The organism is Candidatus Angelobacter sp., assembly GCA_035607015.1.
In the GTDB taxonomy this organism is placed as follows: Bacteria; Verrucomicrobiota; Verrucomicrobiia; order Limisphaerales; family AV2; genus AV2.
Map to the genome: position 1 here is coordinate 1 of DATNDF010000175.1, position 26,031 is coordinate 26,031.

Sequence of the window (26,031 nt, forward strand, 5' to 3'; positions counted from 1 at the left end):
ACTCAACAAAACCGTCATGCAATATGCAACCAATGGTCGTATATTGGAAGCCGATTACAATTCAAACCCTTCAAAACCCCTTGGACCGCATGTGCCCAGAGTCTTTTGCGATCATGCTTCCCATTATGAATTTAATTGATGCAAACGCCGCGCACGCGACCACGACTCGCCGCCGCCAGACCGACGGAGCAACGGATTGGCAGGCCGATGCCACATTCGAACACGCGAGCGGGAGTTACCGCCGGACGCCCTGCCGCGCTGCGCGGGCCAGAATTCACGCACAGTTGGGCCTTGGGTCGCGATTCGTTGTCTCGGAGGCCCAAATCCCGCCACGGCAGGCAAAGGAGGTGACGCGGGAAGATTCAAGACACGTCCGTTACTACTTTTGATACTACTCTTGCGGTAGTTGTGGTTTTCCCTCGTCGCAAGCGCTTGATGAACTGGTGCGTCCGGCAGGAGTCGAACCTGCAACCTTCTGATCCGAAGTCAGAAGCTCTATCCAATTGAGCTACGGACGCGCACTTTGAATTCGAGTGACACCCGAGGGCGTCGGACCACTTATTAGAACACTCCGCGGTTAAAATCGAATGAAAATTCGCGCGAGAAACTGAAACGACTTTTCGTGAATGCCACGCAGGGGCTGCCCGGAAAAATGCGAACCGGACTGCCAAAAGGCTGTCCTCCAACACGGCTGCCGCCGCAGGAACGAAATTCGAGCTGCGGGAATCTTTGACCGGGGGGTCGATCTTTGGGACAAATCGGGCACGAACATTTTCAAGCCGGAACCATGAACAGCGCCCAATCGAAAACCGCCGAAGCCATTCGTCTCCAGGAAGACGCCACGCGCGAGAAAAACTGGAAGCGCTGGGGTCCCTATTTGTCCGAACGACAATGGGGGACTGTTCGTGAGGACTATTCGCCCGCGGGAACCTGTTGGGATTATTTTCCACATGACCATGCCCGCAGCCGCGCGTACCGGTGGGGCGAGGACGGCCTGCTCGGCATCACCGACCGCGAATGCCGGCTCTGTTTCGCGGTCGCGCTGTGGAACGGCAAAGACCCGATTCTGAAAGAGCGATTGTTCGGTGTCGGCGGACCGGAGGGCAATCACGGCGAGGATGTGAAGGAGCAGTATTTTTATCTCGATTCGACACCCACCCATTCCTATTTCAAGGCGCTTTACAAATATCCGCAGAGCGAATTTCCGTATGCGCGGCTGGTGGACGAGAATCGCCGCCGTGGCCGGGCGGATCCGGAGTTCGAATTGACCGACACCGGCGTGTTCGACGACAACCGCTACTTCGATGTCTTCGCCGAGTACGCCAAAAACTCGCCGGACGACCTGTTGATCCGGGTCACCGTGGCGAATCGAGGTCCGGAACCGGCCCGGCTGCACCTGCTGCCGACGCTCTGGTTCCGGAACACCTGGACGTGGGGTGGCGGGCACGAAGGCTGCCCGCAAAAACCGCGGATCCAGCGTCACGGAGAGGGGAACGTCCTGGAGGCTACGCATGAAACCCTTGGAAAACTCCTCCTGGAAGCGGGCGCCGCGCCGGACGCGATCGGGCCGGTGTTTTTGTTTACGGAAAACGAATCCAACGCGCGCAGACTTTGGAGCGCGGGAATGGACGGCGCATTTGTCAAAGACGCCTTTCACGAATACATCGTTCGTGGGCGTTCGGATGCCGTGAACGCGAGCGGCATGGGCACCAAAGCAGCGGCGCATTACGTCCTGACCGTGCCATCCGGCGAATCGCGCAGCGTATGTTTGCGGCTGTTCAGCGAAGCGGAGGCTCCGCTCCAGCCTCCGGGTCAGGAGTTCAACCGGGTCTTCGACCTGCGCAAGCGGGAGGCGGATGAATTTTATGCCTCGATCACTCCGGCCAAACTGACGCGCGCCGAGCGGGAGGTTGTGCGACAGGGTTACGCGGGTCTGCTCTGGTCGAAACAGTTTTATCATTACGTCGTGCAGGACTGGTTGGACGGCGATCCCGCGCTGCCTCCACCGCCTGCGAGCCGTCAGCAAGGCCGCAACAATGAATGGACGCATCTGTACAGTCGCGATGTCATCTCGATGCCGGACAAATGGGAGTATCCGTGGTTCGCCGCCTGGGATCTGGCGTTTCATACGATTCCGTTCGCGCGCATTGACGCGCGGTTCGCCAAGGAGCAGCTCATACTCTTTCTGCGGGAGTGGTACATGCATCCGAACGGCCAGCTTCCCGCTTACGAGTTTGAGTTCAGCGACGTGAACCCGCCCGTCCACGCGTGGGCCGCGTGGCGGGTTTACAAGATTTCCGCGCGCAGCGGAGAGCGCGACCGGGACTTTCTCGAAAGCGCGTTTCAAAAACTGCTGCTCAATTTCACCTGGTGGGTGAACCGCAAGGACACGCACGGCCGGAATCTGTTCGCCGGCGGGTTTCTTGGCCTCGACAACGTCGGTGTGTTCGACCGGTCGAAGCCCCTGCCCACGGGCGGCACATTGCAACAGGCCGATGGAACCGCGTGGATGGCATTTTATTGCGCCACCATGCTGAGCATCGCGCTGGAACTGGCGCACGACGGCGGCGATGTCCATCCAGCCTACGAAGACATGGCATCGAAGTTTCTCGAACATTTTGTGCAGATCGCCGACGCCATGAACACGCTTGGCGGCACGGGCCTGTGGGACGAGGCTGACGGGTTTTACTACGACCAGATCAAATTCGATCACAGCGGAGTGCCGTTGAAGACCCGCTCCTTGGTGGGACTGCTTCCCTTGATCGCGGCTGAAGTGCTCGAAGAAGAGCGGGTCAGGTCGTTGCCCGGTTTCAGCAAGCGTCTGGCCTGGTTTCTGGCGAACCGCCAGGATCTTTCGCGCCACATCACGCATTGCGAACACGACCACGGGCACCGGCTGCTCGCGATTCCATCGCGTGACCGGCTGGAGCGCGTGCTCCGCTACATGCTCGACGAAAACGAATTCCTTTCGCCCTGCGGCATCCGCTCCCTGTCCAAATTTCACGAGCGGCACCCTTATGAATTCCGCGCGGACGGCGAAACGCGGCGCGTGGACTATGCTCCGGGCGAGTCGAACACGTCGCTCTTCGGCGGCAACTCAAACTGGCGCGGGCCAATCTGGTTTCCGATCAACTATCTCCTTATTGAGGCGTTGGAACGTTATTACCACTTCTACGGGGATCACTTCAAAATCGAATGTCCGACCGGGTCAGGGGTACAAATTACGTTGCACGAAGTCGCGCAGGAACTCGAGCGCCGGCTGGCGGGCATTTTTCTTCCCGACGCGGATGGCCGCCGGCCGTGCCATGGTGACGACCGCCGTTTCGCGCAGGACCCGCACTGGCGCGACCTTGTGCTCTTTCACGAGTACTTTCACGGTGAGACCGGCAAGGGACTGGGCGCCAGCCATCAAACGGGCTGGACCGCACTGGTGATTCGTCACGTTGAAGATCTGGCGCGCCGGCGCAATCAACGAGGAGCATGATCGAGCTTTAATGGTTGGCCGCACATTTCTGTCTGAATCGTTCCCCGCGTTCAAACTCAAGGTTGAGTCACAGGGTCGTTTAACGCAATTCGTGGCCGGAACGGACAAACCTATAGGTTAAGTCGCAAGAGAGGTCTTGAAGGAACGGAGATGGGGTGGCCGACGGGACTCGAACCCGCAACAACCAGAACCACAATCTGGGGCTCTACCATTGAACTACGGCCACCATCCAGGGGCGACACGCTATTTAGATCCCGCTCGGGCGTCAAGTCCGCGCTGGCCGCAGTCTGGAAGGCGCGATAGAAAAAAGCGACCGCAGGCGCTTTCTCAGCAGCGTCAATAATGGGACAAAAGGCCGCGGATGAAATCCAGACTGGCCTTCATGTTTTTTTACGTGGCCTGACGGAGTGAGTCCGGCTTCGAGATGCGCGTTCCAGTCGGGAGCAGCGATCTGGAGTTGCGTCGGAGCTGTCCGAATTCTCCAAGCCGGCCCGGCGAACGCGAGCGCTGAACCGCCAGTCAGATTGAATCGGGCCGGTTTACGGGAAGCGTGAGTCAAATGAACGCCGCGAAACAAACCTCGTCAACCGGTTTTGAGCCGTGTTCTTCGACCTGTTCGAATCGCGCGGCAAAGTTCCGTCATTCGCGTGCCGAAGCCCGGACGGTTCCTTCCACGGCGTGATAGCCAGGCGAGGCAACGAAAGCAGTCAAGGTCTGACCGCTCTCCAGATCCCAAATGCGAACTTCGCCATCGTAGCCGCCGCTGGCGAGGCGTTTCGATGATTCGTCCACCGAGAACGCATAAACCCAATCGGTGTGACCTGAAAAGGTTTGAACCAGTTCCCTTTTTCCCGTCGAATGCAGCCGGATTTTTTTATCGGCGGAACAACTGAAAATGGATTTGCCCAGCACTTCCAGCTTGAAAATGTCGTCGGTGAAGCCGCCAATCTCGCCTGAAGATTTGCCGTCCTGCGCTTCCCAGACGTGGATCTTCTTGTCGCGACCTGCGGAATAAACACGCTTGCCGTCGTCGCTGAAGGCGACGGCATAAACAGGCCCTTGATGGCCGGTATAGCTGGTCTCGAGGCTGCCGGTCTTTGTGTCGTAAACTCTCGCCGTGCGGTCGCGGCTGGCGGAAGCGAGATGCGCGCCGTCCCGGCTCCAGGCAACCGCCATGACCCAGTCCGCGTGCTGTTGAATAACCAGCTGCTCCTTTCCGCTTGCCACGTCGTAAATTCGAATCGCGTTGTCCGCGCCACCGACAGCGAGCCGCGAGCCGTCCGGGCTGAAACCTGTCGTTAACGCCATATCCGCCATCGTGCCGAGCGCCCTCACGAGATGGCCGTTCATGGGGTTGAACAAAACGACTTCGCCAAGTTGTCCCGGTGAGCCGCCTGCGGCGGCGAGCAGCGAACCGTCCGGGTTGTAGTCAAGACTGTGGGTGCGTTGGGCGACGTTTTTGATGCGGCGGAGCAGCCTGCCGTCGCCGGGATTCCAGATGGTGATTTCGTGGTAGCCGCCCACGGCCAGTTCGTTTCCGCTCCGACTGAATGCCAGTGCCATGACAGGGACGGGTCTGCGATAGGCCTCGGGCGGGTCGGGATGCGGCTCTTTCGGAATCAGTGTGACAAGCGGCGCTTTCGCATCCGCGCCGTCAAATTTCGCGCCTTCCATGATCCAACTCTCAATAAGTGATATTTGCTCCGACGGCAGTGGGCCTTCCTTTTGCGGCATGCGATCGTCCTCATCCTTGGCGGTGAGGCGGCGGAACAGTTCGCTTTGTTCGGGCTGGCCTGGGACAACCGACGCGGACTTGCTTTCGCCGCCTTTCATGAGGAAATCGAATGTATCGAGCCTGAAGTGGCCTTTCGATTTCTCCGGGCCGTGGCAGGCGACGCATTTTTTTGCCAGTATCGGGGCGATGTCTTTGCTGAAGCCGGCCGGTTCGGCGTTCCCGGCATCCCGTCCGAGGAGAAACAGCCAACAGAATGGAAGGATGGCTGAAAGCGCCCGGATGTTGATCTTCATCGGTTGTGATAAAATTTCAGACAGTCGTCGAACCCACCAGCACAATTTGCGTTTGAAAAACCTTCGTAACTTCCGGATGAGTCCATCCGTCCGCCCTGGAAAGGCTGATTCTGGCATGAATTACTTAATTTTTTTGAAGAAATTGGCAATAAAACCGGTTAGGCTGTCGTCCACCATAAAGTCATGACCAAGCGCGCGGGCATGTTGATTTGTTTGATGGTTTTGGGTCTGCCGAGGACTCCGGGAATCCTGCGCGCCGGATCCTCCCCAAAACCCGGCGGCGGCGACGCCCTGTTCCAAAGTCAAATCAGACCCTTGTTCGGCAAGTATTGCTTCGGTTGCCACGGCGAAAAGAAAAAGGGCGATCTCGATCTGCGGGTTTACCAGAACGAGGCATCGGTGGTGCGCGATCGCAAAGTCTTCGAGAAGGTGATCAAGAACCTCCACGCGCACGAAATGCCGCCGGAGAAGAAGCCGCAGCCGACCCCCGAGGAGCGCGAACTGATCACCACCTGGGTCGAATCCGAGATTTTCAAGTGTGACTGCGACCATCCCGATCCCGGCCGGGTCACGATTCGCCGGCTCAATCGCGCCGAATACAACAATACCATTCGCGATCTCGTCGGTGTGGATTTTCAACCGGCGGACGATTTTCCGGCGGACGATTCGGGTTACGGCTTCGACAACATTGGCGACGTGCTTTCGTTGCCGCCGGTGTTACTGGAGAAATATCTGGCCGCCGCGCAAAAAATCCTGAGCAAGGCCGTCATCACCGACATGAAAGCAAGGCCGGTGCAGCATTTTGATGCCGATGCGCTCGATGGCACGGCGCCGGCGGAATCCTTGGGTGGTGGGATCAAGCGCCTCGGGCGGGAAGGCAATATTTTTGCCGTCGTCAACTTTCCCCATGACGGCGAGTATATTCTTCGTGCGAAGGCGTACGGCGAGCAGGCGGGTCCGGAACCGGCGCGCATGTCATTCAGTCTCGACGACAAGGAACTCGAGCGTTTCGAAGTGAAGGCCGAGGAACCCGCGCCCGGGATTTACGAGTGGCGGCTGCATGTTTCGGCGGGCGCGCACAAATTCGCGGCCGCATATCTGAACAATTACCGCAATCCGAAGGATCCCAACCCGAAAAACCGGGACCGCAACCTGGTCATTCATTATCTCGAGGTCGAGGACACGGACCCGTCCCGGCCTCCCGCCCTCCCCGAATCGCATCGGCGCATATTCTTTCGCCAGCCGACACCGCAAACCAAAACCGAGACCGCGCGCGAAGTCATTGGCCGGTTTGCGACGCGGGCTTTTCGCCGCCCCGTGGCAAAGGAAGAAATCGATCGCCTGATGAAATTGTTCACCATGGCCGACGAGAACGGCGAGAGTTTCGAGGGAAGTGTCAAAGTGGCGTTGGAAGCGGTTCTGGTTTCGCCGTATTTTCTGTTCCGCGGCGAATTGCAGCCGGACCCGGACAACCCGACGATGATTCATCCGGTGGACGAATTCGCGCTGGCGTCACGTCTCTCCTATTTCCTCTGGAGCAGCATGCCGGACGACGAACTGTTCGCCTTCGCGGAACGCAAGGCGCTGCGAAAGAATCTGGAACAGCAGGTTGGCCGGATGCTGAAAGACCCGAAGTCGCAGGCGTTCGTAAACAATTTTGCGGGCCAATGGCTGCAAATCCGAAACCTGAAGCTGGCCGCGCCGGACAATAAGACCTTCCCTGAGTTCGACGACAATCTTCGCGCCGCGATGGCAAAGGAAACAGAACTGTTCTTCGCCGACATCCTGCGTCAGGACCGCAGCGTGCTCGACTTTCTGGATGCGGACTACAGTTTCATCAATGGACGGCTCGCCAAACTTTACGGCATCGAAGGCGTGGAGGGCGATGAATTCCGGCGCGTGTCGTTGAAAGGAACCCACCGCGGCGGCCTGTTGACGCAGGCCAGCATCCTCACCATCTCTTCCACGCCAACGCGCACCTCACCCGTCAAACGCGGCAAATGGGTGCTCGAAAACCTCCTCGGCGCTCCGCCTCCTCCTCCGCCGCCAGACGTGCCGGAATTCAAGGAAGGGAAAGAGGCCGAACTGACCGGCACGCTGCGCCAGCGGATGGAACAGCACCGGGTGAATCCGACATGCGCCGCTTGCCACGCGCGCATGGACCCGATCGGTTTCGGTCTGGAGAACTTCAATGGCATCGGCGAGTGGCGCGACAAGGAAGGTGATTTCCCCATTGACCCCGCCGGCAAACTGGTCACCGGAGAAACGTTCAACGGGCCGGATGATTTGAAAGCGCTTTTGATGAAGCGGAAACGTGACGACTTCGTGCATTGCCTGACGGAAAAAATGCTGACCTACGCGCTGGGGCGCGGCCTGGAATATTACGATAAATGCGCGGTGGACCAGATCACGAAGCGGCTCGCGAGGGGCCGGTATCGATTCTCGACGCTCATCATGGAAATTGTGAAGAGCACGCCGTTCGAGTTGAGCCGCGGGGAAGATGAACAGCTCACGGAAGCGTCGAACTAAGAAACGAAAAACTGCCCCGGTATGGGCCGAGGCCGCGGCGTCTGCGGCACGTGAACGCGAAAACACTGGAAATCGCGGCTTGTTTTTGAAGCGTTTGCGGCTTAATTTCGTCAGTTAATCGGCCTCAAAATGAATGTTATGAACAAGACCTGGCAAATTCCCCGACGGACCTTTCTGAAAGGCCTGGGAACAGTCGTCGCCCTGCCGATGCTCGAAGCCATGCTGCCGCCGGCGAAATTACTGGCTGCCGGGGCGACCGGAGCCGCCCAGGCGCTGCCCCGCCGCATGGCTTTTGTTTACATTCCGAACGGCGCGAACATGGAGGACTGGACGCCCAAGTCCGTCGGCGCCGATTATGAATTGCCCTACATCCTTCAGCCATTAGACCAGCTCAAAAATGAATTTCAGGTCATTAGTGGCCTGGCGCATGACAAAGCGCGCCCGCACGGCGACGGCCCCGGTGACCATGCCCGCGCTTCCGCGTCGTTCCTCACCGGCTGCCAGGCGCGCAAGACAAAGGGCGCGGACATCAAGGTCGGTGTTTCCGTGGATCAGATCGCCGCCGAGAAGGCCGGCAAGTACACGCGGTTGCCGTCGCTGGAGTTGAGCTGCGACAAGGGTCGCACCGCCGGCGAATGCGATTCAGGCTACAGTTGCGCCTATCAGTTCAATCTGTCCTGGAAAACGGAGTCCACACCAATGCCCCCGGAGGTTAACCCGCGCCTGGTCTTCGACCGCCTTTTCTCGAACGGCATCGCGGGCGAAAGCGGGGAGAACCGTTCGAAACGCGACCTCTACAACAAGAGCATTCTCGATTTCGTGACAGAGGACGCCAGTCGTTTGAAATCCAAGCTCGGCCATACGGACCGCCACAAGCTCGATGAATATCTCACCGCCGTGCGCGAACTGGAGCAACGCATTCAGCAGGCAGAAAAATTCACCGCCTCACAGCCGGATTTCACGCGTCCCACCGGTGTTCCCCGACAATACGAGGAGCACTTGAAGCTCATGTATGACATGATGGCGCTCGCCTTTCAGAGCGATTCCACCCGCGTCGCCACCTTCATCACCGCGCATGACGGCGACGACCGGCCCTACCCGTTCATCAACGTGCCGGAAGGGCATCACACCCTCTCGCATCATCAGAACGACAAGGTGAAAAAGGAGAAGATCGCCAAGATCAACCATTTCCACATGGAGCAATTCGCCCGCTTCCTCGGCAAGTTGAAATCTGTCAAGGAAGGCGAGCGGACATTGCTCGACAACTGCATGATTGTCTATGGCGGCGCGATCGGCGACGGCAACCGCCACAACCACGACAACCTGCCAATCCTGCTCGCGGGTCGCGGCGGCGGGACGCTCACGCCGGGACGGCACGTCAAGCTCGATAAGGAAACGCCGATGACCAATCTCTACCTCTCCATGCTCGACCGCATGGGTGCCAAAGCTGAGCGCGTCGGCGACAGCACCGGGAAGTTGGAGAACGTCTAGTTGTTGGGTTGAGAATCCCCAACAAGGGGCGCGGCCAATCGGTCGGGAGGAGTGCTAATGAATATCGCCGTGACGAGCCCGCCGATTCCGAAACTCTCGCTTGGCCTGCTGGCGCTTCTTATTCTACTCGCGCCTTACGCAATGAGCTTCGGTCCGTTCGACCGTACCTACACCGACGGCATTTACAATGTTACCCACAGTGCGGACCCGCTCTATCTCCGGCGGCTTGCGCTTGTTTTGCCCGGCTTGATCACAGCAGTCGTTGGTTTGACAGAATTCGTAAGGTCTTTACGGCGGATCGGCGGCGATGTCGTAATCTTCGCTTCTTTTGCGGCTGTTTTTCTGGCTTGCGCGGTCGTCGGTTGGCGCTCCTACCCGTATTGGGTGACGGGTGTTTATCAGGTCGGAATCGGTGCGTTCCCGCCCGTTGACCAGGACCCGAAGGCGCTAATGCCGATGGCATGGATTGGTGATTTCTGGCGCGTGCCGGTGTTGTTTATCTACCTGTTGTCCTTTGTCGCTGTCCCGATCTTGACGATCGTCGGCCTCTACGGACTCTGGAGACGACGGGTTGCTGCCGCTGCTATTACGCTCGCTTGCACTGCGGTCACGGTCATGTTCATGGTCGGATTCTCACCTGACTACATGACCTGGTTGATGGACTGACAGATCAAAATCTCCCGACTTGGTCGACTACAGTGCAGGGATGTCGACAAAGGCCAACGATCACAGGCGAGCTTCCGCTGCAGGTTTGTGCATTTTACTCATCGCTTCATGCCCGTGACGCAGCATGCGCTCGGTGGTTTTCCATCCCACGCATGCGTCAGTGATCGAAACTCCGGGGCGCAATTCACTGAGCCGTTTCGGTATCGGCTGGCTGCCTTCCTCCAGATAGCTCTCAACCATCAGGCCGATCAGCGCGGCGTCTCCGCCAGTGCGCTGCTCGACGACGCTCTTCCAGACTTCCTCCTGGCGCGCGTGTTGTTTTCCCGAATTGGCATGGCTGCAATCCACCATCAGCACCGAAGGTAAACCGGCCTTCTTCAACGTCGCGAAAGCGGAAGCGATGCTCTCGGGGTCGTAGTTCGTTTGCAACCGTCCGCCGCGCAAAACAACGTGCCCGTGCGGATTGCCCGTCGTGCGGATGATGCTGGTGACCCCGTCCTGGTCAATGCCGAGGAAGCTGTGAGGGGTCCGTGCAGACGTCATCGCGTCGATTGCGATTTGCAGACTGCCATCTGTCGCGTTCTTGAACCCGACCGGCATCGAGAGGCCGCTGGCCATTTCGCGGTGCGTTTGAGATTCGGTCGTGCGCGCGCCGACCGCCGCCCAGCTCACCAGGTCAGCGATATATTGTGGCACGATGGGATCGAGGAATTCGGTGGCCGTCGGCAGACCCATTGTCGTGATCGCGAGCAGCAGTTGCCGCGCTTTCTTCAGCCCGCTTTCAATGTCGTAAGAGCCGTCAAGGTGCGGATCGTTGATGAGACCTTTCCAGCCGATGGTCGTGCGCGGTTTCTCGAAATAGACGCGCATCACGATGCAAAGCCGGCCGGCAAGCTCCTCGCGCAAGTGGTTCAGCCTTTTCGCGTATTCCAGCGCGCCGTCCACATCGTGAATCGAGCAAGGGCCCACAATGACGAGCAGTCGGGGGTCTTCCTGGCGCAAAATCCGGTTCACGGCTTCCCGCCCCTCGACGACCGTCCGGTTCGCGTGTTCGGTCATGGGAAACTCGTCCTTCAACGCGCGCGGCGGAAGCAAACGAACGCTCTCTTTGACATGTAAGTTCTGTGTGGGTTGCATCTTAAAATCAAGCGTGTCAGTTGCCGCGCGGTTGGTCGCGTCGTGTTGCGGCGGCGTGCCGGCGTTCACAACGCGAGCGCCGCTACCGAATCACCATCTCCGTCGGGGCCAGCAGCCAGACTTTCGGCGGCCGGCCCGCAAGACTCTCGCGGAAGATATTCAGCGGTACCGACAAATCAAATCCAGCTTCGCGCAGCCATTTCGTTGCCGTCGGGTTGTGCAAAGCCCTGATCTCATCCCCCGGTTCATCGAACAGGTCGAACAGTTCGAAGAAGGTTTTCTTGCGTGGGCGATGAATCACGGCGTACCCCGGGTCGAGCCCGGCTTCTTTCACAACGGCCGTCAACGCGTCGTCGAGTCCGCCGATTTTATCCACCAGGCCCAGTTTCAACGCCTGCACGCCCGACCACACGCGGCCGCCCGCGATTGCTGACACCTGCCCGACCTTGAGTGATCGAGAGTCCGCCACGAGCTTCAGAAACTTGCCGTAAATATCGTCAACAAATCCCTGCATTCGCTCCTGCTCGGCGGGCGTCCAGCCACGGTCAACGGCCATGGCTCCGGCGGACTCGTCCAATCGAACGCTTTCCATCTTCACTCCGATTTTTTTCAGAAGGGGCCCGAAACTGAGCTTCAACGCGAACACACCGATCGAGCCGGTGAGTGTTTCCGGCTCGGCGTAAACCGGCCGGCCCACGCATGAAATCCAGTACCCACCCGACGCCGCCAGGCTGCCCATCGAGATCACGAGCGGCTTTTTCTTCGCGAGCCTGTCCAGTGCCGCGCGGACCTCTTCGCTCGCCGTGGCCGACCCGCCCGGAGAGTTGATGCGCGCCACGACCGCCCGCACGTTGTCGTCGGACGCCAGTTCCTCGATCGCCTTCACAGTTGGTCCCGACACCAGCATGTCCGGCATTTCCCGTTCGCCGTCGAATATCTGGCCATCCAGGTGAAGAACGGCGACGGCGGGTTTGTTCGCGTGCTTTTCCGGTCCACCGCCCATGATCTTGCTCATCAATTCGAAAAAGGAGAGCTGTTTGGGTCTGGCTTTCTGCGGTTCCACCCACGTCACATCCTGACCGACGAGCTTCGCCACGTTGTCACGGGCCGTGCCGAACGGAACAACGACGTCCACGAGTTTTGCCTGCCGCGCGGTGGCCGGGGTGAACAAACGGTCGGACTGGATCCTGCGGAACTGGTCCCGGGTCAGCTTGCGGCCCGCGCAAATCTGCTCGAGCAACGCGTCATTCATGGAGACGAGCATTTCCTTGTAATGCGCGCGAAGCGGGTCGCTCATCCCGGAAAGTGTGAACGGCTCGACCGCACCCTTGAAATCGCCTGTGCGCACGAAGCTCGCCTGTGCGCCCAGCAAATCCATCGCATCACGAAAATGCAGCGTCATCAGAGAAAGTGACGGCAGATCGAGCGAGCCGGGATCGGTCATGAGAATCGTGTCGCACCCGCAGGCGACTGAGTAATGAATCGTGTCGGCATTCTCCAGCCACGCGAACGTGCGTTTATGAGCGTCGTGAAGTTTGTGGATATGCCGCGACAATTCGGAAAGTTGGGCCAGATTCAGGCGCAACGTCGCTGACGAAAGATCAAACAGCACATACTGGATGCCGCCGTCACCGGCCAGCCCGTCGATTTTTTCGCACAAATCAAAAAACGAGCCGGGTTTCTCCAGGCCTCCAAGAAACAGCGACATCGGATCCATGTCCTGCGCGGAGGGGTAATCCGCGTAGGCACCCTTGAGGACAAGGATGCGCACGGCGGGCTTTTTCTCGTCTGTTTTGTCCTGGGCGTCGGCGGCGGCAACCGCGGGACTTCCCCGCCACCAGGCCCCCAGCAAAAGCGTCGCCAGTGACAGGGCGCGGAGACGGAGGCGGAACGGGGAGACAGCAGCGTTCGTTTTCATTGACCAACCGTAGCCTGACCGGTGACGCTCAACAAGAATTTGCGAAAACCATGCGCCGCGGGAGCCGCCCGGGCCGGAGGGAATTGAAAACCGCCCCGATCTCGAATACTTTCCCTTCATGGTCGAAACGGTCGAACCCGCAGTAATGCCCGATGTCGGGAAAGAAGAAGAGTCCAACGCCAAAAGCGATCTGACGCCGGGCTATCTGGTGATTTGCTGGGATGACCCGGTGAATCTGATGGAATACGTCACGCATGTGTTTCAGGTCGTGTTCTGCTGGCCGAAGCAGAAGGCGGAGTTTCACATGCTCCAGGTCCACAACGAAGGCAAGAGCGTGCTGGCGCGGGAGAGCATGGAGCGGGCGGAACACTACGTGCATCAACTGCAAAGCTACAGCCTGCACGCGACCATGGAGCGTGACGCGTGAATCTCATCCGGCGGACCGGCAGCAACTTCGTTTTTCATATCAGCCCGCGCGAAAAGCGGCTGCTTTTTGAAGTGCTCGAACTGTATCCGCTGATTCCCGCCGCCCACCACCGGGTGAGCCGGACGGTCGCGCCGAAGGAAAGCGCGGAAAACCAGAAACTGCTGGAAGAAGCGCTGGCCGAGCGCAAACAGGAGAACAAACGTGCGCTACTCGCGATGCTGGACGGGGAGCGGCGGTTGAAGGAGACCGCAGACGGCCATCGTCTCACGCTTGGCCCCTCGGAGATGGAACGGCTGCTTCAAGTACTCAACGATATTCGCGTGGGAAGCTGGCTTGTTCTTGGTGAACCAGACGAGAGAAAAGGCCGGCCGATCCAGCCGAACGCCGAAAACCTCCGCCACTACGCCGCGCTCGAATTCTGCGGCCTCTTTCAAATGGCGCTTCTCGACGCAATTGAGCAGCAGAACTAGGGAGTGCCACGCGTGACACGACACGCCTGAACTTTTCACCACCATGTCAACCGCCCTCTCCACGAATGTCTGGTTTCCCGATCCACGGACGGCCCACAGGGGTGGTGAGTTTGACGGCTTGGTCGCCGTCGGTGGCGATTTGTCGGTGTCACGCCTCCTGCTGGCCTATCGCAGCGGGCTTTTCCCGTGGACCGACAATCCGGTGACCTGGTGGTCGCCCGACCCACGCGCCATTTTTGACCTGGACCGGTTTCATATCCCGGGAAGTCTGGCGCGCGTGATTCGGAAGCCCGCCTTCGAAATCACGATTGACCGCGCTTTTCGCGAGGTCATCGAAGGTTGCGCCGCACCCGCTCCCGGGCGAAAGAGCACCTGGATCAGCCCGCGCTTCATCGAGGCATACGTCCGGCTGCACAAACAAGGGCACGCGCACAGCGTTGAATGCTGGCAGGGAGAGCGCCTGGTCGGAGGCATTTATGGCGTGACCATTGCCGGATTGTTCGCCGGTGAATCCATGTTCCACCGTGTCAGCAACGCGTCGAAGGTGGCGCTTCACCATTTGATTCAGCACCTTCGCCAACGCGGTTTCGTCCTGTTCGACATTCAAATGGCGACGCCTGTCACACGCCAACTGGGCGCGATCGCGATCCCGCGCGAAGAATACTTGCGGCGGCTCGCCAAAGCCGTCGAGGCAGGGTGCGTTTTTTGGCCGTGAACACCCTGCGCTGCCGGTTGAGGTGACCGTCCTGCCACTGCTTGGCTTCCCGGATTGAATAGGTTAATCAATAGGCATGACTGTGACCGAACGAGACATTTTGAGAACCTTGGTTGAACTGGAGAAGACCGTGCGGTTGGTGCCCACGGCAGACCCGAAGCCGGACCTGTTGCCGCTGTTTGTGCGGATTGACCAGCTCGCGCGTCAATTGCCGAAAGAAGCCGATCCAACCCTGTCGCATTATCTGCACCGGAAAAGTTACGAGAAAGCGCGACTGTGGCTGGAAGGACGGGATACTGAGAATCAGGCCGGGAGTTGCCGGCATTAGTAATCGGATGTCCGGGTCGTTCCAAAGCGCGAGTTCAAGAGATGTTTGACGACACGATTGCGGCGATTGCAACGCCACTCGGTGAAGGCGGACTGGCGATCATCCGCCTCTCGGGTCCGCGATCGCTGGCGGTCGCTGACAAATGTTTTGAGCCGGCCGGAAAACAATCGTTGAAGCCGTCCGCAGCGCCGACCCACACCATTCATTACGGCAGAATCGTGCGCGACGGGCGGACGGTTGACGAAACGCTGCTTTCAGTGATGCGCGCCCCGAGGACGTTCACGCGCGAGGACGCGGTCGAAATCACCTGCCACGGAGGCATCCTCGCCGCCAAGCTCGTGCTCGACACCGTGCTGGAAAGCGGCGCGCGGCTTGCCGAGCCGGGTGAGTTCACCAGGCGGGCCTTTCTCAACGGCCGGATTGACCTGGCGCAGGCCGAGGCGGTCGCGGACCTCATTCACGCACGGACGGAACTGTCGCTGGCGGCGGCGAACGAGCAACTGGCCGGGAAACTTTCGCACCGCATCAACCAGCTTCGCGACGACATGATGAGCATCCTTTCCCACGTCGAGGCGCACATAGATTTTCCGGAAGAAGACATCGCGCCAGACACGAGGGACCGGTTGCTGGCGCGCCTCGAACAGGGTGCAAGGCTCATGGACGAGCTGCTGCGCACTGCGAACGAAGGACAGATTTTGCGGCGTGGCATTCGCGCGGCGATCGTTGGGCGCCCGAACGCGGGCAAATCAAGTCTGCTCAATCAATTGCTCGGCCACGACCGCGCCATCGTTTCGCCGATCGCAGGCACCACACGCGACACGATCGAGGAAACGGCGAACATTCGCGGCCTGCCTGTTGTGTTTGTGGATACCGCAGGTTTGCGCGAAGCGGGTGACGCCATCGAGCAGGAAGGCATCCGCCGCAGTCATGACACGATGGCGAAGGCGGAATTGATTCTTCACGTCTTCGATATCGCCGAACCCTTCACGGCCGAGGACAGGAACTATCTCAACCAGTTCGCTCGCAAAAAGCGGATCATCGTGCGCAACAAGACGGATCTGGCGGCGCGGCTGGAGTTGCCGGACGGATTGAATTCACGGGTCGCCGATGTCTGCTCACTGACCGGCCAGGGGATCGAAGCATTAAAGGACGCGATCCGGGATATCGTGTGGTCGGGCGAGATCAAAGCCGAAATGCTCCAGGCGATGATCAACTCGCGGCATCAGGACGCTCTGCGGCGGGCGCGTGAAGCAACCGGGCGGACCATGGAAGCGCTGCGCGGGGATCTGGCGCTGGATCTGGTCGCGCTGGACTTGCGCATCGCCGTAAACGCCGTCGGCGAGGTCGTCGGCAAGACGACGACGGAAGACCTGCTCGATTCAATATTCAGCCAGTTTTGTATCGGAAAATAGCGGGATGCGGGAGAGCGATCTGTGACTGAAACCAGATTGGGCGATTCGCTCTTGGACGGCTATTTCTTCTTAAAGATGTCCGTCACGCTCTTCGCGGCCTTGTCCACGGTGCCGGCGGGGTCTTTGGTCAAATCCTTTGCGACGCCCGTGACGTTTTTGCCGAGGTCGGCGACCGCCTTTTCGGCGGCGGGAATGGCTGCTTGCAGGACTTCCTTGAGGACTTTAGCAGTCAGGTCGGCCGCGGTGATACCATCCGGGCCGCTACCCAGATTTGTAAGATGAATCTCCGGCAGCGGAACAGTCGCGGACTTTCCGCCCAGGACACTCAGGTCCACACTCAGATTTATTCTGCCGCCACTGATGACGAAATCGTCCACTTGAAGTTTCTTCGAGGCCGCCTTGCTTTGCGGGGCGGCGCTGGATTTGCCCGAACCTCCGGTGGCCGCCTGCACGTTGTCCAGCAGTTTGCTCAGATTATTTCCTTTCAGGCCCCCTTCGAAGGTAATCTCCAGCGCCTCGACCTTGACTTCCTTGACGTGTACCTTTCCAGAGAAGATCGACCCTGGGGCCACTCCAACACTGACGGAGCCGACCTTGATGGCCGCCTGGGTCTTGAACCCCTGCGGGTTGCCGACGAACAGGCCCTTCAATTGTCCTGAACCCGAGAGCAGTGAAAGCGTCGCCGTGTCGAGTTTGATGTCGGTCCGGGTGATCTCCGGGCCGACGGTTTCCACGCCCTTCTTTACGATGGAACCAAGGAAGTAGATGCTCGCGCCAACCGCCACGACGAGCAGCACCACGAGAACGAGAATGATTCGTACGATGAGCTTTTTCATGGCTTCGATTATGCGCCCAGTCAGATGCTCCGAACCAGCAGAAACTGGTGTGACCGAATTGTCACGAGAACGCGCTCCCGTGCGGGAGCGGATTTGATCGTGAAGGCGCCGTAAAACACGGCAGGGATTTTACGGCTTTGACTTGGACGAATTTTTCCGCCACGTTCGCCCCACTTGAAGAGATTTCTTGCGCGCGGTTTCGCTCCGCTGGTAAATCCAGCGCCGTAGCAGCCATGGGAAAAGCGTTGATCATCGCCGAGAAGCCGTCTGTCGCCGGCGACATTGCCAAGGCGCTCGGCGGCTTCAAAAAAGCCGACGATTATTACGAGAGCGACAAATACGTGATGTCCTCGGCGGTCGGACACCTGCTCGAACTCGTGGTCCCGGAGGCCCACGAAGTGAAGCGCGGCAAATGGACGTTTGCGAATCTTCCCGTCATCCCACCGCACTTCGACCTCAGACCCATCGAAAAAAACGAGTCGCGTCTCAGGGTCCTGGTCAAACTCATCAAGCGCAAAGACGTTGACCTGCTCATCAATGCCTGTGACGCCGGGCGCGAAGGGGAATTGATTTTCCGGTACATTGTCCGCCACGCCCGGACGGACAAGCCGATCCGACGCCTTTGGCTGCAATCCATGACGCCTGCGGCGATCCGCGATGGGTTCCAGGCTCTGCGCGAGGACGCTTCGATGCTCCCGCTGGCTGACGCCGCGGTATGTCGTTCGGAGTCCGACTGGCTCGTCGGCATCAACGGGACGCGTGCGATGACCGCGTTCAATTCAAAAACCGGGGGGTTTCACCTGACCACCGTCGGGCGCGTTCAGACGCCGACGCTGGCGATTGTCGTGGAACGCGAGGAGAGGATCAAAAAATTTGTCCCGAGGGATTATTGGGAAATACACGGGACGTTCGACGCGAAGGCGGGCGCCTATCGGGGGCGCTGGTTTGATGAAAAGTTTTCGAAGGAGAAGGAAGGCGACACCGACCTGAAGGCGGACCGGGTGTGGGACGTCAGGCAGGCGGAGGCGATCCGTGACAAATGCCTGGGCAAAACGGGCATCGTCACGGAGGAAAGCAAGCCGACCAGCCAGGCGGCGCCGCTGTTGTATGATCTCACCAGCCTGCAGCGCGAGGCGAACGGGCGCTTCGGTTTTTCCGCCAGCCGCACCCTGCAGATCGCGCAGCGGCTTTACGAGCACCACAAGGCCATCACTTATCCGCGGACCGACTCGCGCGCCCTGCCCGAGGACTACATCGGCACGGTGAAACAAACGCTCTCTGCGCTGGGCGGCACCCAATACCGCGTGTTCGCTGACAAAGTCCTCAAAGAGGATTGGGTCAAACCGAACAAACGCGTTTTCAACAACGCCAAAGTCTCCGATCACTTTGCCATCATCCCGACTTCGCTCGCGCCCAAAAATCTGCACGACGACGAGGCAAAGCTTTACGACATGATCGCGAAGCGGTTTCTTGCGATTTTTTATCCCGCGGCGGAATTCCTGGTTACGACACGCATCACGCGAGTTGAAGGCGAGCCGTTCAAGAGCGAGGGCAAAGTCATTGTGAAGGCGGGCTGGCTTGAAGTCTATGGCCGGGAGGCGCAGACCGACGACACGCCCAGCCTGGTGCCCGTCCAGCCCAACGAGAGTGTGAAGGCCAGTGCGATCGAGGTCACCGCCAATCAAACGAAGCCGCCGGCGCGCTTCACCGAAGCAACGTTGCTCAGCGCGATGGAAGGCGCGGGCAAGCTGGTCGAAGACGAGGAATTGCGCGAGGCCATGAGCGAGAAGGGGCTTGGGACGCCCGCCACGCGAGCCGCCGTCATCGAAGGCCTGATTTACGAAAAATATCTGCTCAGGATGGGCAGAGATTTGCAGCCGACCGCAAAGGCGTTTTCACTGATGGCGCTGTTGCGCGGATTGAGCATTCCGGAGTTGATTTCGCCGGAGTTGACCGGCGACTGGGAATTCAAGCTCAAGCAGATGGAGCGCGGCCGGCTGCGGCGCGACGAGTTCATGAAGGAAATCGCGGCCATGACCCGCGACATCGTGAAGAAGGCGAAGGAACACGAGCACGACACGATTCCCGGCGATTTCGGCGAGTTGAAGGTGCCTTGTCCGAAATGCGGCAGCGTGGTGAAGGAGACTTACAAAAAGTTTCAGTGCTCGAACGATAAATGCGATTTCGCGCTGTGGAAAATTGCTGCCGGGCGGCAGTTCGAGATTCCGGAAATCGAAGAACTGATCGCGAAGCGGACGGTTGGTCCCTTGCAGGGTTTCCGCAGCAAGCTGGGCCGGCCGTTCGCCGCCGTCATCAAGCTGACGAACGAGTTCAAGCCGGAGTTCGATTTTGGACAGGAGGAGAAAAACGCGGCCGGCGAGGCCGCGGAAATTGATTTCAGCGGACAGGAACCGCTTGGTAAATGTCCCAAGTGCGGCGGGCGAGTGTTCGAGAACGCCATGAGTTACGTTTGCGAAAAGTCCACCGGCCCGGCAAAGACCTGCGATTTTCGTTCCGGCAAAATCATCCTGCAACAGCCCGTGGAACGCGCGCAAATGAACAAACTGCTCGCGACAGGGAAGACCGACCTGCTGCCCAAGTTCATCTCCAAAAAGGGCCGCCCGTTTGCGGCCTATCTTGTCGTTGGAGAAGGTGGCAAAGTGGGGTTCGAATTCGAGCCGCGCAAAACCAAGGGCAAGGCCGGCGCGGTGAAGACCGCCCAAGGGCAGGAGCCCGCGCCAAAACTGGATTTCAGCGGCCAGGAACCGCTGGGCAAGTGCCCGCGTTGCGGCGGACGTGTCTTTGAAAGCGAAAGAGACTACCTTTGCGAGAAGTCGCAGGCTGAAAAGAAGCCGTGCAAGTTCAAGACGGGTAAAACAGTTTTACAGCGGCCCATTGAGCGCGAGCAAGCCGTCAAGCTGCTCACCAAGGGCAGGACTGATTTGCTTGAGAAGTTTATTTCCAAAACCGGCAGACCGTTTTCCGCATGGCTCGTCCTGGGGGACGGCGGCAAGGTCGGCTTCGAATTTCCCGAGAGAGATTCTGCCGATGGCCCGGCCGGCAAGCCGGCCGGATCGAATTGAGCCACGCTCGGGGTTCGCGGGTAAATCAACGAGTTTTCCGCATGGCAGAATTACCCTCCATTGATGCGCTCAAAGACAAGTGTGTTCATCAGTTTCTCAGACACCTCGCATCCGAACGCGGCGCTTCCGTTTACACGGAGCGCAACTACCGTCAGGCGCTGACCGAGTATTACGGATGGCACCGGCAGGAACGCCAGCAGCCACCCGTTTGGGCCAGGTTGCAGCGGGATGATTTCCGGGCTTATTTGCGGTTTCTCGGACGCGGCAAATTGAGCCGCGCCGCGATTCAACTCCGCTTTTGCGCGCTGCGCTCATTTTACAAGTTCTTGATTCGACGGGGGGCTGTCACGACGTCACCCATCAAAAACATCTCGCTGCCGAAGCTTGAAAAACGCCTGCCGAAGTTCCTGACCGCGCCACAGATGCTCGCCCTGCTTGGCGCGCCGCTGAAGGAACTGGCGACCCGGAGACAACATTCCGGGACGGACATCGATCAAGCGCCCTTCCTGCGCGATGTGGCGATACTCGAAACGATTTATTCATGCGGACTGCGCATCAGCGAGCTGTGCGGGCTGCTCGCTGAAGACATGGCCTGGAGCGAGCGGGTCGTTCGCGTGCGCGGCAAGGGCAAAAAGGAACGTCTGGTTCCCATCGGCACACCAGCGCTGGCGGCGATTCAAAACTATTGGAATGCGCTGCCGAGTCCACCTTCGGGCGCCACGCCGGTTTTTCTGGCGAACGGGCGTACGCCCAAGCCGATGTATCCGCGACTGGCGCAACTGCGCTTGAAGCGCTACCTGGAAATCGCCGGGCTGGATCCGCACCTGACGCCACACAAGCTCCGCCACAGTTACGCGACTCACCTGCTCGACGCGGGCGCCGATCTGCGCAGCGTGCAGGAGCTGCTCGGACACGCGCATCTGGTCACGACCCAGGCTTACACGCACCTGACCACTGAGCGACTGAAGCGTGCCTACGACGCCGCGCACCCGAGAGCCTGATTTCAGCAGGCACGGGTCTTTCCCTGTTGTATGAAGGGCATCGGGGAAGCATGTTAAAAACGTGAAATCATCGACGCACAAGGGCGCTTTTTGCCGGAACATTTTTTCCAAGCTGGCAGGTCCGGGTCTGTGCTGTGTTTTGATCGGGTACGCCGGCATGTGGATCGAATGGATTAGCCGGATCGGTGTTTGCAACTCCGATCAGGCGGTCATCGGGCTTGGCCCTCCGGACAAATCCGCAAAGCTGACCGACGGCACGGTCGTCGCCGAACGGATGATGCGACGGGGTTGTTCGGGCGGGCTGGTCCGCACCTCCTACGGTTGCGATTCTCCGTATTGTTATTACAAACCGCCTTCCCCCGGACTCCTTCGAGCGCCTCACGTTCGGGCGCGATGGCAGACTGCAAGCCCACGAGCGCGTGGCTCGTTGACTTGAGTTGGCGATAAAATATACTGCCCCTCATGGCTGCAACCGAGAAACAGGCCGCGAAGCAGAGATTCATGGCATTCCTGGGCCAGAAGAACCTCCGGTTGACAGCGCAGCGGCAGGCGATTATTGACACCGTTTTCGGCACTGAAGAGCATTTCACCGCCGAACAATTGCTGGATTGGTCGCGACGCCGGGACAGGTCCGTCTCGCGCGCGACCGTCTATCGCACCCTCCCGTTACTGACCGAAAGCGGGTTGGTGCGCGAGATGGATTTCGGCAAGGATTACAAGTATTATGATCCCAATTACGCCGACCATCCCAACCATAGCCATATCATCTGTCACGATTGCGACAAGATCGTCGAGTTTGACAGCGAAAAGATCGAGAGGCTCGAGAGTGAAATCAGCCATCGACTGGGTTTTGAAGTGAAGTCGCAACGTCTGCAAATCACGGGTCGGTGTGAGGAATTGAAGAAACTTGGCGCCTGCAAAAAGAAGGGGTGCTAGACGTGGTCGTGCCACCGGGTCCCGCCGCGCGGCCTTCGGGTTCATGGGCGTTGCGGTTGTCCTGTCCCTCCAAGCAGTTTTGCTTTAGGAATCTTGGCGATGCACGGCACCTTGATCCGTTTCCCTGCGAGATCTTTGGTCGCCGTTAGTCTTGCGGCACCGGGACCGCACATGCCGTGAGGGAGAAGACGCCCTGTTCCCCGGGCGTTTGGACGTGCTTCGGAGGCACCGTCGCGTTTCTCGTTTCCAAATCCGGTCAACCGCGCTAGCTTCAGATCGTTTTATGGTGCTCGTCATCGACAATTACGACTCGTTCACCTACAACCTCGTGCAATATCTCGGCGAGATGAGCGCGGAACTGCAGGTGCACCGCAACGACCAGATCACTCTGCGACAACTTCACGAATTGAAGCCGGACCGCATTTTGATTTCGCCGGGGCCGTGTTCGCCGAAGGAATCCGGCCTTTCCAACGACATCATTCGCGAGTTTGGAAAGACCACACCGACGTTCGGCGTCTGTCTCGGGCATCAATGCATCGGCCACACGTTCGGCGCTTCGGTGGTGGTGAACTATCGAATGATGCATGGCAAGACGTCACCGATCCGGCACAATGGAAAGGACCTGTTTGAGGGGATGCCGAATCCGTTCAACGCGACTCGCTATCATTCGCTCGTCATCCAACGCGATACGCTGCCGGATTTTCTGGAGGTGACAGCCGAGACGGACGAGGGGGAAATCATGGGAATCAAGCACCGCGATTATCCGATCTGGGGCGTACAGTTTCACCCGGAGAGCATCCTGACGGAGAACGGGCGGACGATTTTAAGAAATTTTTTGCAGTTGAAGGCGCCGAAGAGTTAAGGCGTTTCCGGCTTCCGAAAAAACTGTCATGCGTGCCATCTTCAGATTACTCGCAGTCATTGTTTGTACCTCCTTGCTGCGGGCGGGAGACAACTGGCCGCAATTCCGCGGGCCAGACGGCGATGGCCATTCCGATTCGGCCGGTCTTCCGCTCAATTGGAGCGAAACGGAGAACGTAAAGTGGAAGACGGCGATTCATGGGAGGGGTTGGTCCTCTCCAGTGGTATGGGGCAGCCAGGTATGGTTGACGACGGCAACCGAGGACGGTCGCGAATTGTTCGTGGTGTGCGTGGACCGCAACACTGGAAGAATCCTGCGCGACCAGAAGCTCTTCGATGTTGCCAACCCGCAGTTCTGCCATCAATTCAATTCCTACGCCTCGCCCACTCCCGTCGTTGAGGAGGGCCGCGCTTATGTCACATTCGGTTCACCGGGCACCGCGTGCGTGGATACGCGGAGCGGCCAGGTGTTGTGGGAGCGGCGCGATTTTGTCTGCAATCATTACCGCGGGGCCGGGTCTTCGCCGATTCTTTACGGTGACCTGCTCATCATGAACTTCGACGGAAGTGACCACCAGTTCGTGGTTGCGCTGGACAAGAAGACCGGCAAGACGGTCTGGCGGACCGAGCGATCGATTGACTTCAAGGATCTCGGCGCGGATGGAAAACCTCAAACCGAAGGGGATCTGCGCAAGGCATTTTCGACGCCGCACGTAGCCGCGCTCGACGGGAAATCCGTTCTCATCAGCAGCGGCGCGAAGGCGCATTACGCCTACGATCCGCTGACCGGCGAGGAATTGTGGCGTGTCGAGGAACGCACCAGTCACTCGGCGGGGACACGGCCGCTCGCCGGACACGGTATGATTTTCGTTCCCACTGGCTGGTCCACCGGCGAGTTGCTCGCGATTCGTCCCGGCAGAAAGGGCGAAGTGGTCGATGCAAACGCCGCGGGATCCGACGACTCACGTGATGGATTGCGTGTCGTTTGGAAGACGAAGCGGAACGTGCCAAAGAAACCGTCGTTGCTGCTTGTCGGCGACCTGTTGTTTGCCATTGACGACGGCGGTGTGGCCGGTTGCCTGGAAGCGAAAACCGGCGCTGAGATCTGGCGCGAGCGCGTTGGCGGCAACTACTCGGCATCTCCTGTGTCCGCCGAAGGACGCATTTATTTTTTCAGCGAGGAGGGCAAAGCGACGGTGATCGGGGCTGGCCGGGAGTTCACCGTGGTGGCCGAGAACAGACTCGATGCCGGTTTCATGGCCTCGCCTGCGATCAGCGGAAAATCACTCATCCTTCGGACGCGGACGCATTTATACCGCGTCGAGAAGTGATTCCGCCGGCAATTCGATGAAACTCTATTTCTTGCGCCATGCCGAAGCCCTCGACGGCACGGACGACGCAGCGCGGCCGCTGTCCCCCCATGGCCGGAAACAAGCAGTCTTTGTTGCCGAGTTCCTCAGGGCCGCAAACATCGAGTTTGACGCCGCCTATAGCAGTCCGCTTGTTCGGGCGCAGCAGACGGCGGAAATCGTGCTCGATATTTGCGGCAGTGTGGCGGTGACGCAACGACGGACCGCGGACGCGCTGTTGAATGAGGCGTCGCCAATGCACTTCTCACGCTGGCTGGCCGTGTTGCCGCCGGCAAAGCACATCCTTCTCGCCGGCCACGCCCCGTCACTGGCTGAACGGGTGCGTTCGTTGCTTTCCCTGTCCAACGCGGAAGCTTTGAAACTGCCGAAGGCCGGACTGGCGTGCGTGGAAACGGAAGACTGTCAGACTTGTGTTTTGAAATTCCTGATCACACCGCGAATTCTGGGTTTGCGTTCTGATTGAACCGATGGAGCCGGCGAGACGCTCGGGGTCGCAAGGAGCAATTGAACGCGAACGACCGCTTTTTCGTCGCTCCGGACGGGCCTCAGAATGTTCTCGCACGTTGAACTGGGAGATGAATTCCAATCCGGTCAAAAAGGTAAACGAGCAAACCAGGCGGCTGAGCCAGACTGCGGACACCTTGCGGTTCAGACAGACACCGGCAGAAACCGGCAGCAAGAAAGCGAGGCTGATCTGAAGCGTTGACGCGTCGATGACACCCCAACGAAAAGGACGGTGATCGAGTCAAGACCAAGCGAGGAACGAGGGTGCCCGCAGATTTATGCACGGCGACCGTCCAGTTTGGATTATGGCAGTCGTCGAGCTTGTGTTTCGGGCGAGCGTAGAGGCGCATTTTTACAGGGGAATAGTGCAATCGGGCTTGCCATGAGTTCGGGCCAAACTACTATGCGAGCCAGCTTGACGCACCAGGCAAGGTGGGAAAAGTGTGTCCGATGATTCGGTCGTTCGTATTTACAACGCTGGGAAAGCTGCACAGCAAGGACATCGAGATGTTCTTGATGCCGACGCTGCTGGCGGACACGAATCTGTTCCTGTGGGTTGATCTGGAGAGACCGACGCCGGAGGAAAGCAAGTTTGTGCTGGAAGATGTGTTTCACTTTCACCCGCTCTCGATTGAGGACTGTGTCCAGCTAAGTCCGTCGCCCAAGGTGGAGGAATACACACCGAAGGAGGACGACCGGTTCGCGCCCTACTTGTTCATGGTGATTCACGCCGTGGACTACAGCCGCAAGGATGGCGTGTTTGCGACCGATGAGCTGAACTTCTTCCTGGACAAAAACTATCTGGTGACTTTCCACGACGTGCCGCTGAAGAGCG

General features: G+C 59.0%; 22 protein-coding genes and 2 tRNA genes. 18 read left to right on the plus strand and 6 right to left on the minus strand.

Annotated elements, in window-relative coordinates; all coding sequences use genetic code 11:
• The first annotated feature begins 125 nt into the window (after positions 1-125).
• Entirely contained in the window at positions 126-389 is a 264-nt protein-coding gene (locus VN887_07020; protein HXT39758.1) for a hypothetical protein, read from the plus strand.
• A 52-nt stretch (positions 390-441) separates the two neighbouring features.
• On the opposite strand, the gene VN887_07025 is transcribed toward VN887_07020, so the two are convergent.
• A tRNA-Arg gene (locus VN887_07025) sits at positions 442-518 on the minus strand.
• A gap of 269 nt (positions 519-787) precedes the next feature.
• Here VN887_07025 and VN887_07030 point away from each other — a divergent pair.
• A complete protein-coding gene (locus VN887_07030) occupies positions 788-3,484 on the plus strand; it encodes a glucosidase (GenBank protein ID HXT39759.1) in 2,697 nt (898 codons plus the stop codon).
• Between the two features lie 151 nt (positions 3,485-3,635).
• Here the strand turns inward: VN887_07030 and VN887_07035 are convergent.
• Together VN887_07035 and VN887_07040 are read right to left on the minus strand one after the other, a co-directional pair.
• A tRNA-His gene (locus VN887_07035) sits at positions 3,636-3,710 on the minus strand.
• A 413-nt stretch (positions 3,711-4,123) separates the two neighbouring features.
• Positions 4,124-5,512, minus strand: a complete 1,389-nt coding sequence (locus tag VN887_07040) for a c-type cytochrome domain-containing protein (GenBank protein HXT39760.1) — start codon at positions 5,510-5,512, stop codon at positions 4,124-4,126.
• A gap of 183 nt (positions 5,513-5,695) precedes the next feature.
• Here VN887_07040 and VN887_07045 point away from each other — a divergent pair, with 183 nt between their 5' ends.
• The 3 genes from VN887_07045 to VN887_07055 all read left to right on the plus strand — a co-directional run bounded on the left by VN887_07045 (position 5,696) and on the right by VN887_07055 (position 10,198).
• The gene (locus VN887_07045) at positions 5,696-8,041 is read left to right on the plus strand and encodes a DUF1592 domain-containing protein (GenBank protein HXT39761.1); all 2,346 of its coding nucleotides are present in this window, start codon (positions 5,696-5,698) and stop codon (positions 8,039-8,041) included.
• Positions 8,042-8,179: 138 nt separating this feature from the next.
• Complete coding sequence (locus tag VN887_07050) at positions 8,180-9,532, plus strand: DUF1552 domain-containing protein (GenBank protein ID HXT39762.1); 1,353 nt, start codon at positions 8,180-8,182, stop codon at positions 9,530-9,532.
• Between the two features lie 57 nt (positions 9,533-9,589).
• The gene (locus tag VN887_07055; protein HXT39763.1) at positions 9,590-10,198 is read left to right on the plus strand and encodes a hypothetical protein; all 609 of its coding nucleotides are present in this window, start codon (positions 9,590-9,592) and stop codon (positions 10,196-10,198) included.
• 60 nt (positions 10,199-10,258) lie between these two features.
• On the opposite strand, the gene VN887_07060 is transcribed toward VN887_07055, so the two are convergent.
• A complete protein-coding gene (locus tag VN887_07060) occupies positions 10,259-11,335 on the minus strand; it encodes a 3-deoxy-7-phosphoheptulonate synthase (protein ID HXT39764.1) in 1,077 nt (358 codons plus the stop codon).
• An 82-nt stretch (positions 11,336-11,417) separates the two neighbouring features.
• Entirely contained in the window at positions 11,418-13,253 is a 1,836-nt protein-coding gene (gene sppA, locus VN887_07065; protein HXT39765.1) for a signal peptide peptidase SppA, read from the minus strand.
• Between the two features lie 118 nt (positions 13,254-13,371).
• Between sppA and clpS the strand changes: the two genes are divergently transcribed.
• The 5 genes from clpS (at position 13,372) to mnmE (ending at position 16,605) form a co-directional block, all read left to right on the plus strand.
• On the plus strand, positions 13,372-13,680 hold the full coding sequence (clpS, locus tag VN887_07070) for an ATP-dependent Clp protease adapter ClpS (protein ID HXT39766.1): 309 nt from the start codon (positions 13,372-13,374) through the stop codon (positions 13,678-13,680).
• Positions 13,677-14,150, plus strand: coding sequence for a DUF2017 family protein (locus VN887_07075; GenBank protein ID HXT39767.1), 474 nt, complete (start codon positions 13,677-13,679; stop codon positions 14,148-14,150). Before clpS ends, VN887_07075 begins: the two co-directional genes overlap by 4 nt.
• Before the next feature lie 43 nt (positions 14,151-14,193).
• Complete coding sequence (gene aat, locus VN887_07080) at positions 14,194-14,865, plus strand: leucyl/phenylalanyl-tRNA--protein transferase (GenBank protein ID HXT39768.1); 672 nt, start codon at positions 14,194-14,196, stop codon at positions 14,863-14,865.
• A 76-nt stretch (positions 14,866-14,941) separates the two neighbouring features.
• Positions 14,942-15,193: a hypothetical protein gene (locus VN887_07085; GenBank protein ID HXT39769.1), complete on the plus strand. Its 252-nt coding sequence runs from the start codon at positions 14,942-14,944 to the stop codon at positions 15,191-15,193.
• Positions 15,194-15,234: 41 nt separating this feature from the next.
• Positions 15,235-16,605 carry a tRNA uridine-5-carboxymethylaminomethyl(34) synthesis GTPase MnmE gene (gene mnmE / locus VN887_07090; GenBank protein ID HXT39770.1) on the plus strand — a complete coding sequence of 457 codons (1,371 nt, stop codon included), beginning with the start codon at positions 15,235-15,237 and terminating at the stop codon, positions 16,603-16,605.
• Between the two features lie 59 nt (positions 16,606-16,664).
• On the opposite strand, the gene VN887_07095 is transcribed toward mnmE, so the two are convergent.
• Positions 16,665-17,441: a hypothetical protein gene (locus VN887_07095; GenBank protein ID HXT39771.1), complete on the minus strand. Its 777-nt coding sequence runs from the start codon at positions 17,439-17,441 to the stop codon at positions 16,665-16,667.
• A 233-nt stretch (positions 17,442-17,674) separates the two neighbouring features.
• On the opposite strand from VN887_07095, the gene VN887_07100 reads away from it, so the two are divergent.
• The 8 genes from VN887_07100 to VN887_07135 all read left to right on the plus strand — a co-directional run.
• Positions 17,675-20,524, plus strand: a complete 2,850-nt coding sequence (locus tag VN887_07100) for a DNA topoisomerase III (GenBank protein HXT39772.1) — start codon at positions 17,675-17,677, stop codon at positions 20,522-20,524.
• 41 nt (positions 20,525-20,565) lie between these two features.
• Positions 20,566-21,525 (plus strand): tyrosine recombinase XerC, encoded by a 960-nt coding sequence (locus VN887_07105; GenBank protein HXT39773.1) that lies wholly within the window; start codon positions 20,566-20,568, stop codon positions 21,523-21,525.
• Between the two features lie 61 nt (positions 21,526-21,586).
• Complete coding sequence (locus VN887_07110; protein HXT39774.1) at positions 21,587-21,961, plus strand: hypothetical protein; 375 nt, start codon at positions 21,587-21,589, stop codon at positions 21,959-21,961.
• Positions 21,962-21,987: 26 nt separating this feature from the next.
• Entirely contained in the window at positions 21,988-22,461 is a 474-nt protein-coding gene (locus tag VN887_07115; protein HXT39775.1) for a transcriptional repressor, read from the plus strand.
• Between the two features lie 283 nt (positions 22,462-22,744).
• Positions 22,745-23,323 (plus strand): aminodeoxychorismate/anthranilate synthase component II, encoded by a 579-nt coding sequence (locus VN887_07120; GenBank protein ID HXT39776.1) that lies wholly within the window; start codon positions 22,745-22,747, stop codon positions 23,321-23,323.
• A gap of 28 nt (positions 23,324-23,351) precedes the next feature.
• The gene (locus VN887_07125) at positions 23,352-24,653 is read left to right on the plus strand and encodes a PQQ-binding-like beta-propeller repeat protein (protein ID HXT39777.1); all 1,302 of its coding nucleotides are present in this window, start codon (positions 23,352-23,354) and stop codon (positions 24,651-24,653) included.
• A gap of 16 nt (positions 24,654-24,669) precedes the next feature.
• Positions 24,670-25,155: a phosphoglycerate mutase family protein gene (locus tag VN887_07130; protein ID HXT39778.1), complete on the plus strand. Its 486-nt coding sequence runs from the start codon at positions 24,670-24,672 to the stop codon at positions 25,153-25,155.
• Between the two features lie 491 nt (positions 25,156-25,646).
• Positions 25,647-26,031, plus strand: a 385-nt coding sequence (locus tag VN887_07135; protein ID HXT39779.1) for a CorA family divalent cation transporter, incomplete at its 3' end; no start/stop codon positions are given.

What these genes read in the sequence shown, in the direction of transcription:
- aat (HXT39768.1), top strand. Translation starts at nt 14,194, where the DNA reads ATGTCAACCGCCCTCTCCACGAATGTCTGGTTTCCCGATCCACGGACG.
- clpS (HXT39766.1), top strand. Translation starts at nt 13,372, where the DNA reads ATGGTCGAAACGGTCGAACCCGCAGTAATGCCCGATGTCGGGAAAGAA.
- VN887_07055 (HXT39763.1), top strand. Translation starts at nt 9,590, where the DNA reads ATGAATATCGCCGTGACGAGCCCGCCGATTCCGAAACTCTCGCTTGGC.
- VN887_07115 (HXT39775.1), top strand. Translation starts at nt 21,988, where the DNA reads ATGGCTGCAACCGAGAAACAGGCCGCGAAGCAGAGATTCATGGCATTC.
- VN887_07085 (HXT39769.1), top strand. Translation starts at nt 14,942, where the DNA reads ATGACTGTGACCGAACGAGACATTTTGAGAACCTTGGTTGAACTGGAG.
- mnmE (HXT39770.1), top strand. Translation starts at nt 15,235, where the DNA reads ATGTTTGACGACACGATTGCGGCGATTGCAACGCCACTCGGTGAAGGC.
- VN887_07120 (HXT39776.1), top strand. Translation starts at nt 22,745, where the DNA reads ATGGTGCTCGTCATCGACAATTACGACTCGTTCACCTACAACCTCGTG.
- VN887_07130 (HXT39778.1), top strand. Translation starts at nt 24,670, where the DNA reads ATGAAACTCTATTTCTTGCGCCATGCCGAAGCCCTCGACGGCACGGAC.
- VN887_07095 (HXT39771.1), bottom strand. Translation starts at nt 17,441, where the DNA reads ATGAAAAAGCTCATCGTACGAATCATTCTCGTTCTCGTGGTGCTGCTC.
- VN887_07060 (HXT39764.1), bottom strand. Translation starts at nt 11,335, where the DNA reads ATGCAACCCACACAGAACTTACATGTCAAAGAGAGCGTTCGTTTGCTT.
- VN887_07040 (HXT39760.1), bottom strand. Translation starts at nt 5,512, where the DNA reads ATGAAGATCAACATCCGGGCGCTTTCAGCCATCCTTCCATTCTGTTGG.
- VN887_07020 (HXT39758.1), top strand. Translation starts at nt 126, where the DNA reads ATGAATTTAATTGATGCAAACGCCGCGCACGCGACCACGACTCGCCGC.
- VN887_07105 (HXT39773.1), top strand. Translation starts at nt 20,566, where the DNA reads ATGGCAGAATTACCCTCCATTGATGCGCTCAAAGACAAGTGTGTTCAT.
- VN887_07125 (HXT39777.1), top strand. Translation starts at nt 23,352, where the DNA reads ATGCGTGCCATCTTCAGATTACTCGCAGTCATTGTTTGTACCTCCTTG.
- VN887_07050 (HXT39762.1), top strand. Translation starts at nt 8,180, where the DNA reads ATGAACAAGACCTGGCAAATTCCCCGACGGACCTTTCTGAAAGGCCTG.
- VN887_07030 (HXT39759.1), top strand. Translation starts at nt 788, where the DNA reads ATGAACAGCGCCCAATCGAAAACCGCCGAAGCCATTCGTCTCCAGGAA.
- VN887_07100 (HXT39772.1), top strand. Translation starts at nt 17,675, where the DNA reads ATGGGAAAAGCGTTGATCATCGCCGAGAAGCCGTCTGTCGCCGGCGAC.
- sppA (HXT39765.1), bottom strand. Translation starts at nt 13,253, where the DNA reads ATGAAAACGAACGCTGCTGTCTCCCCGTTCCGCCTCCGTCTCCGCGCC.
- VN887_07045 (HXT39761.1), top strand. Translation starts at nt 5,696, where the DNA reads ATGACCAAGCGCGCGGGCATGTTGATTTGTTTGATGGTTTTGGGTCTG.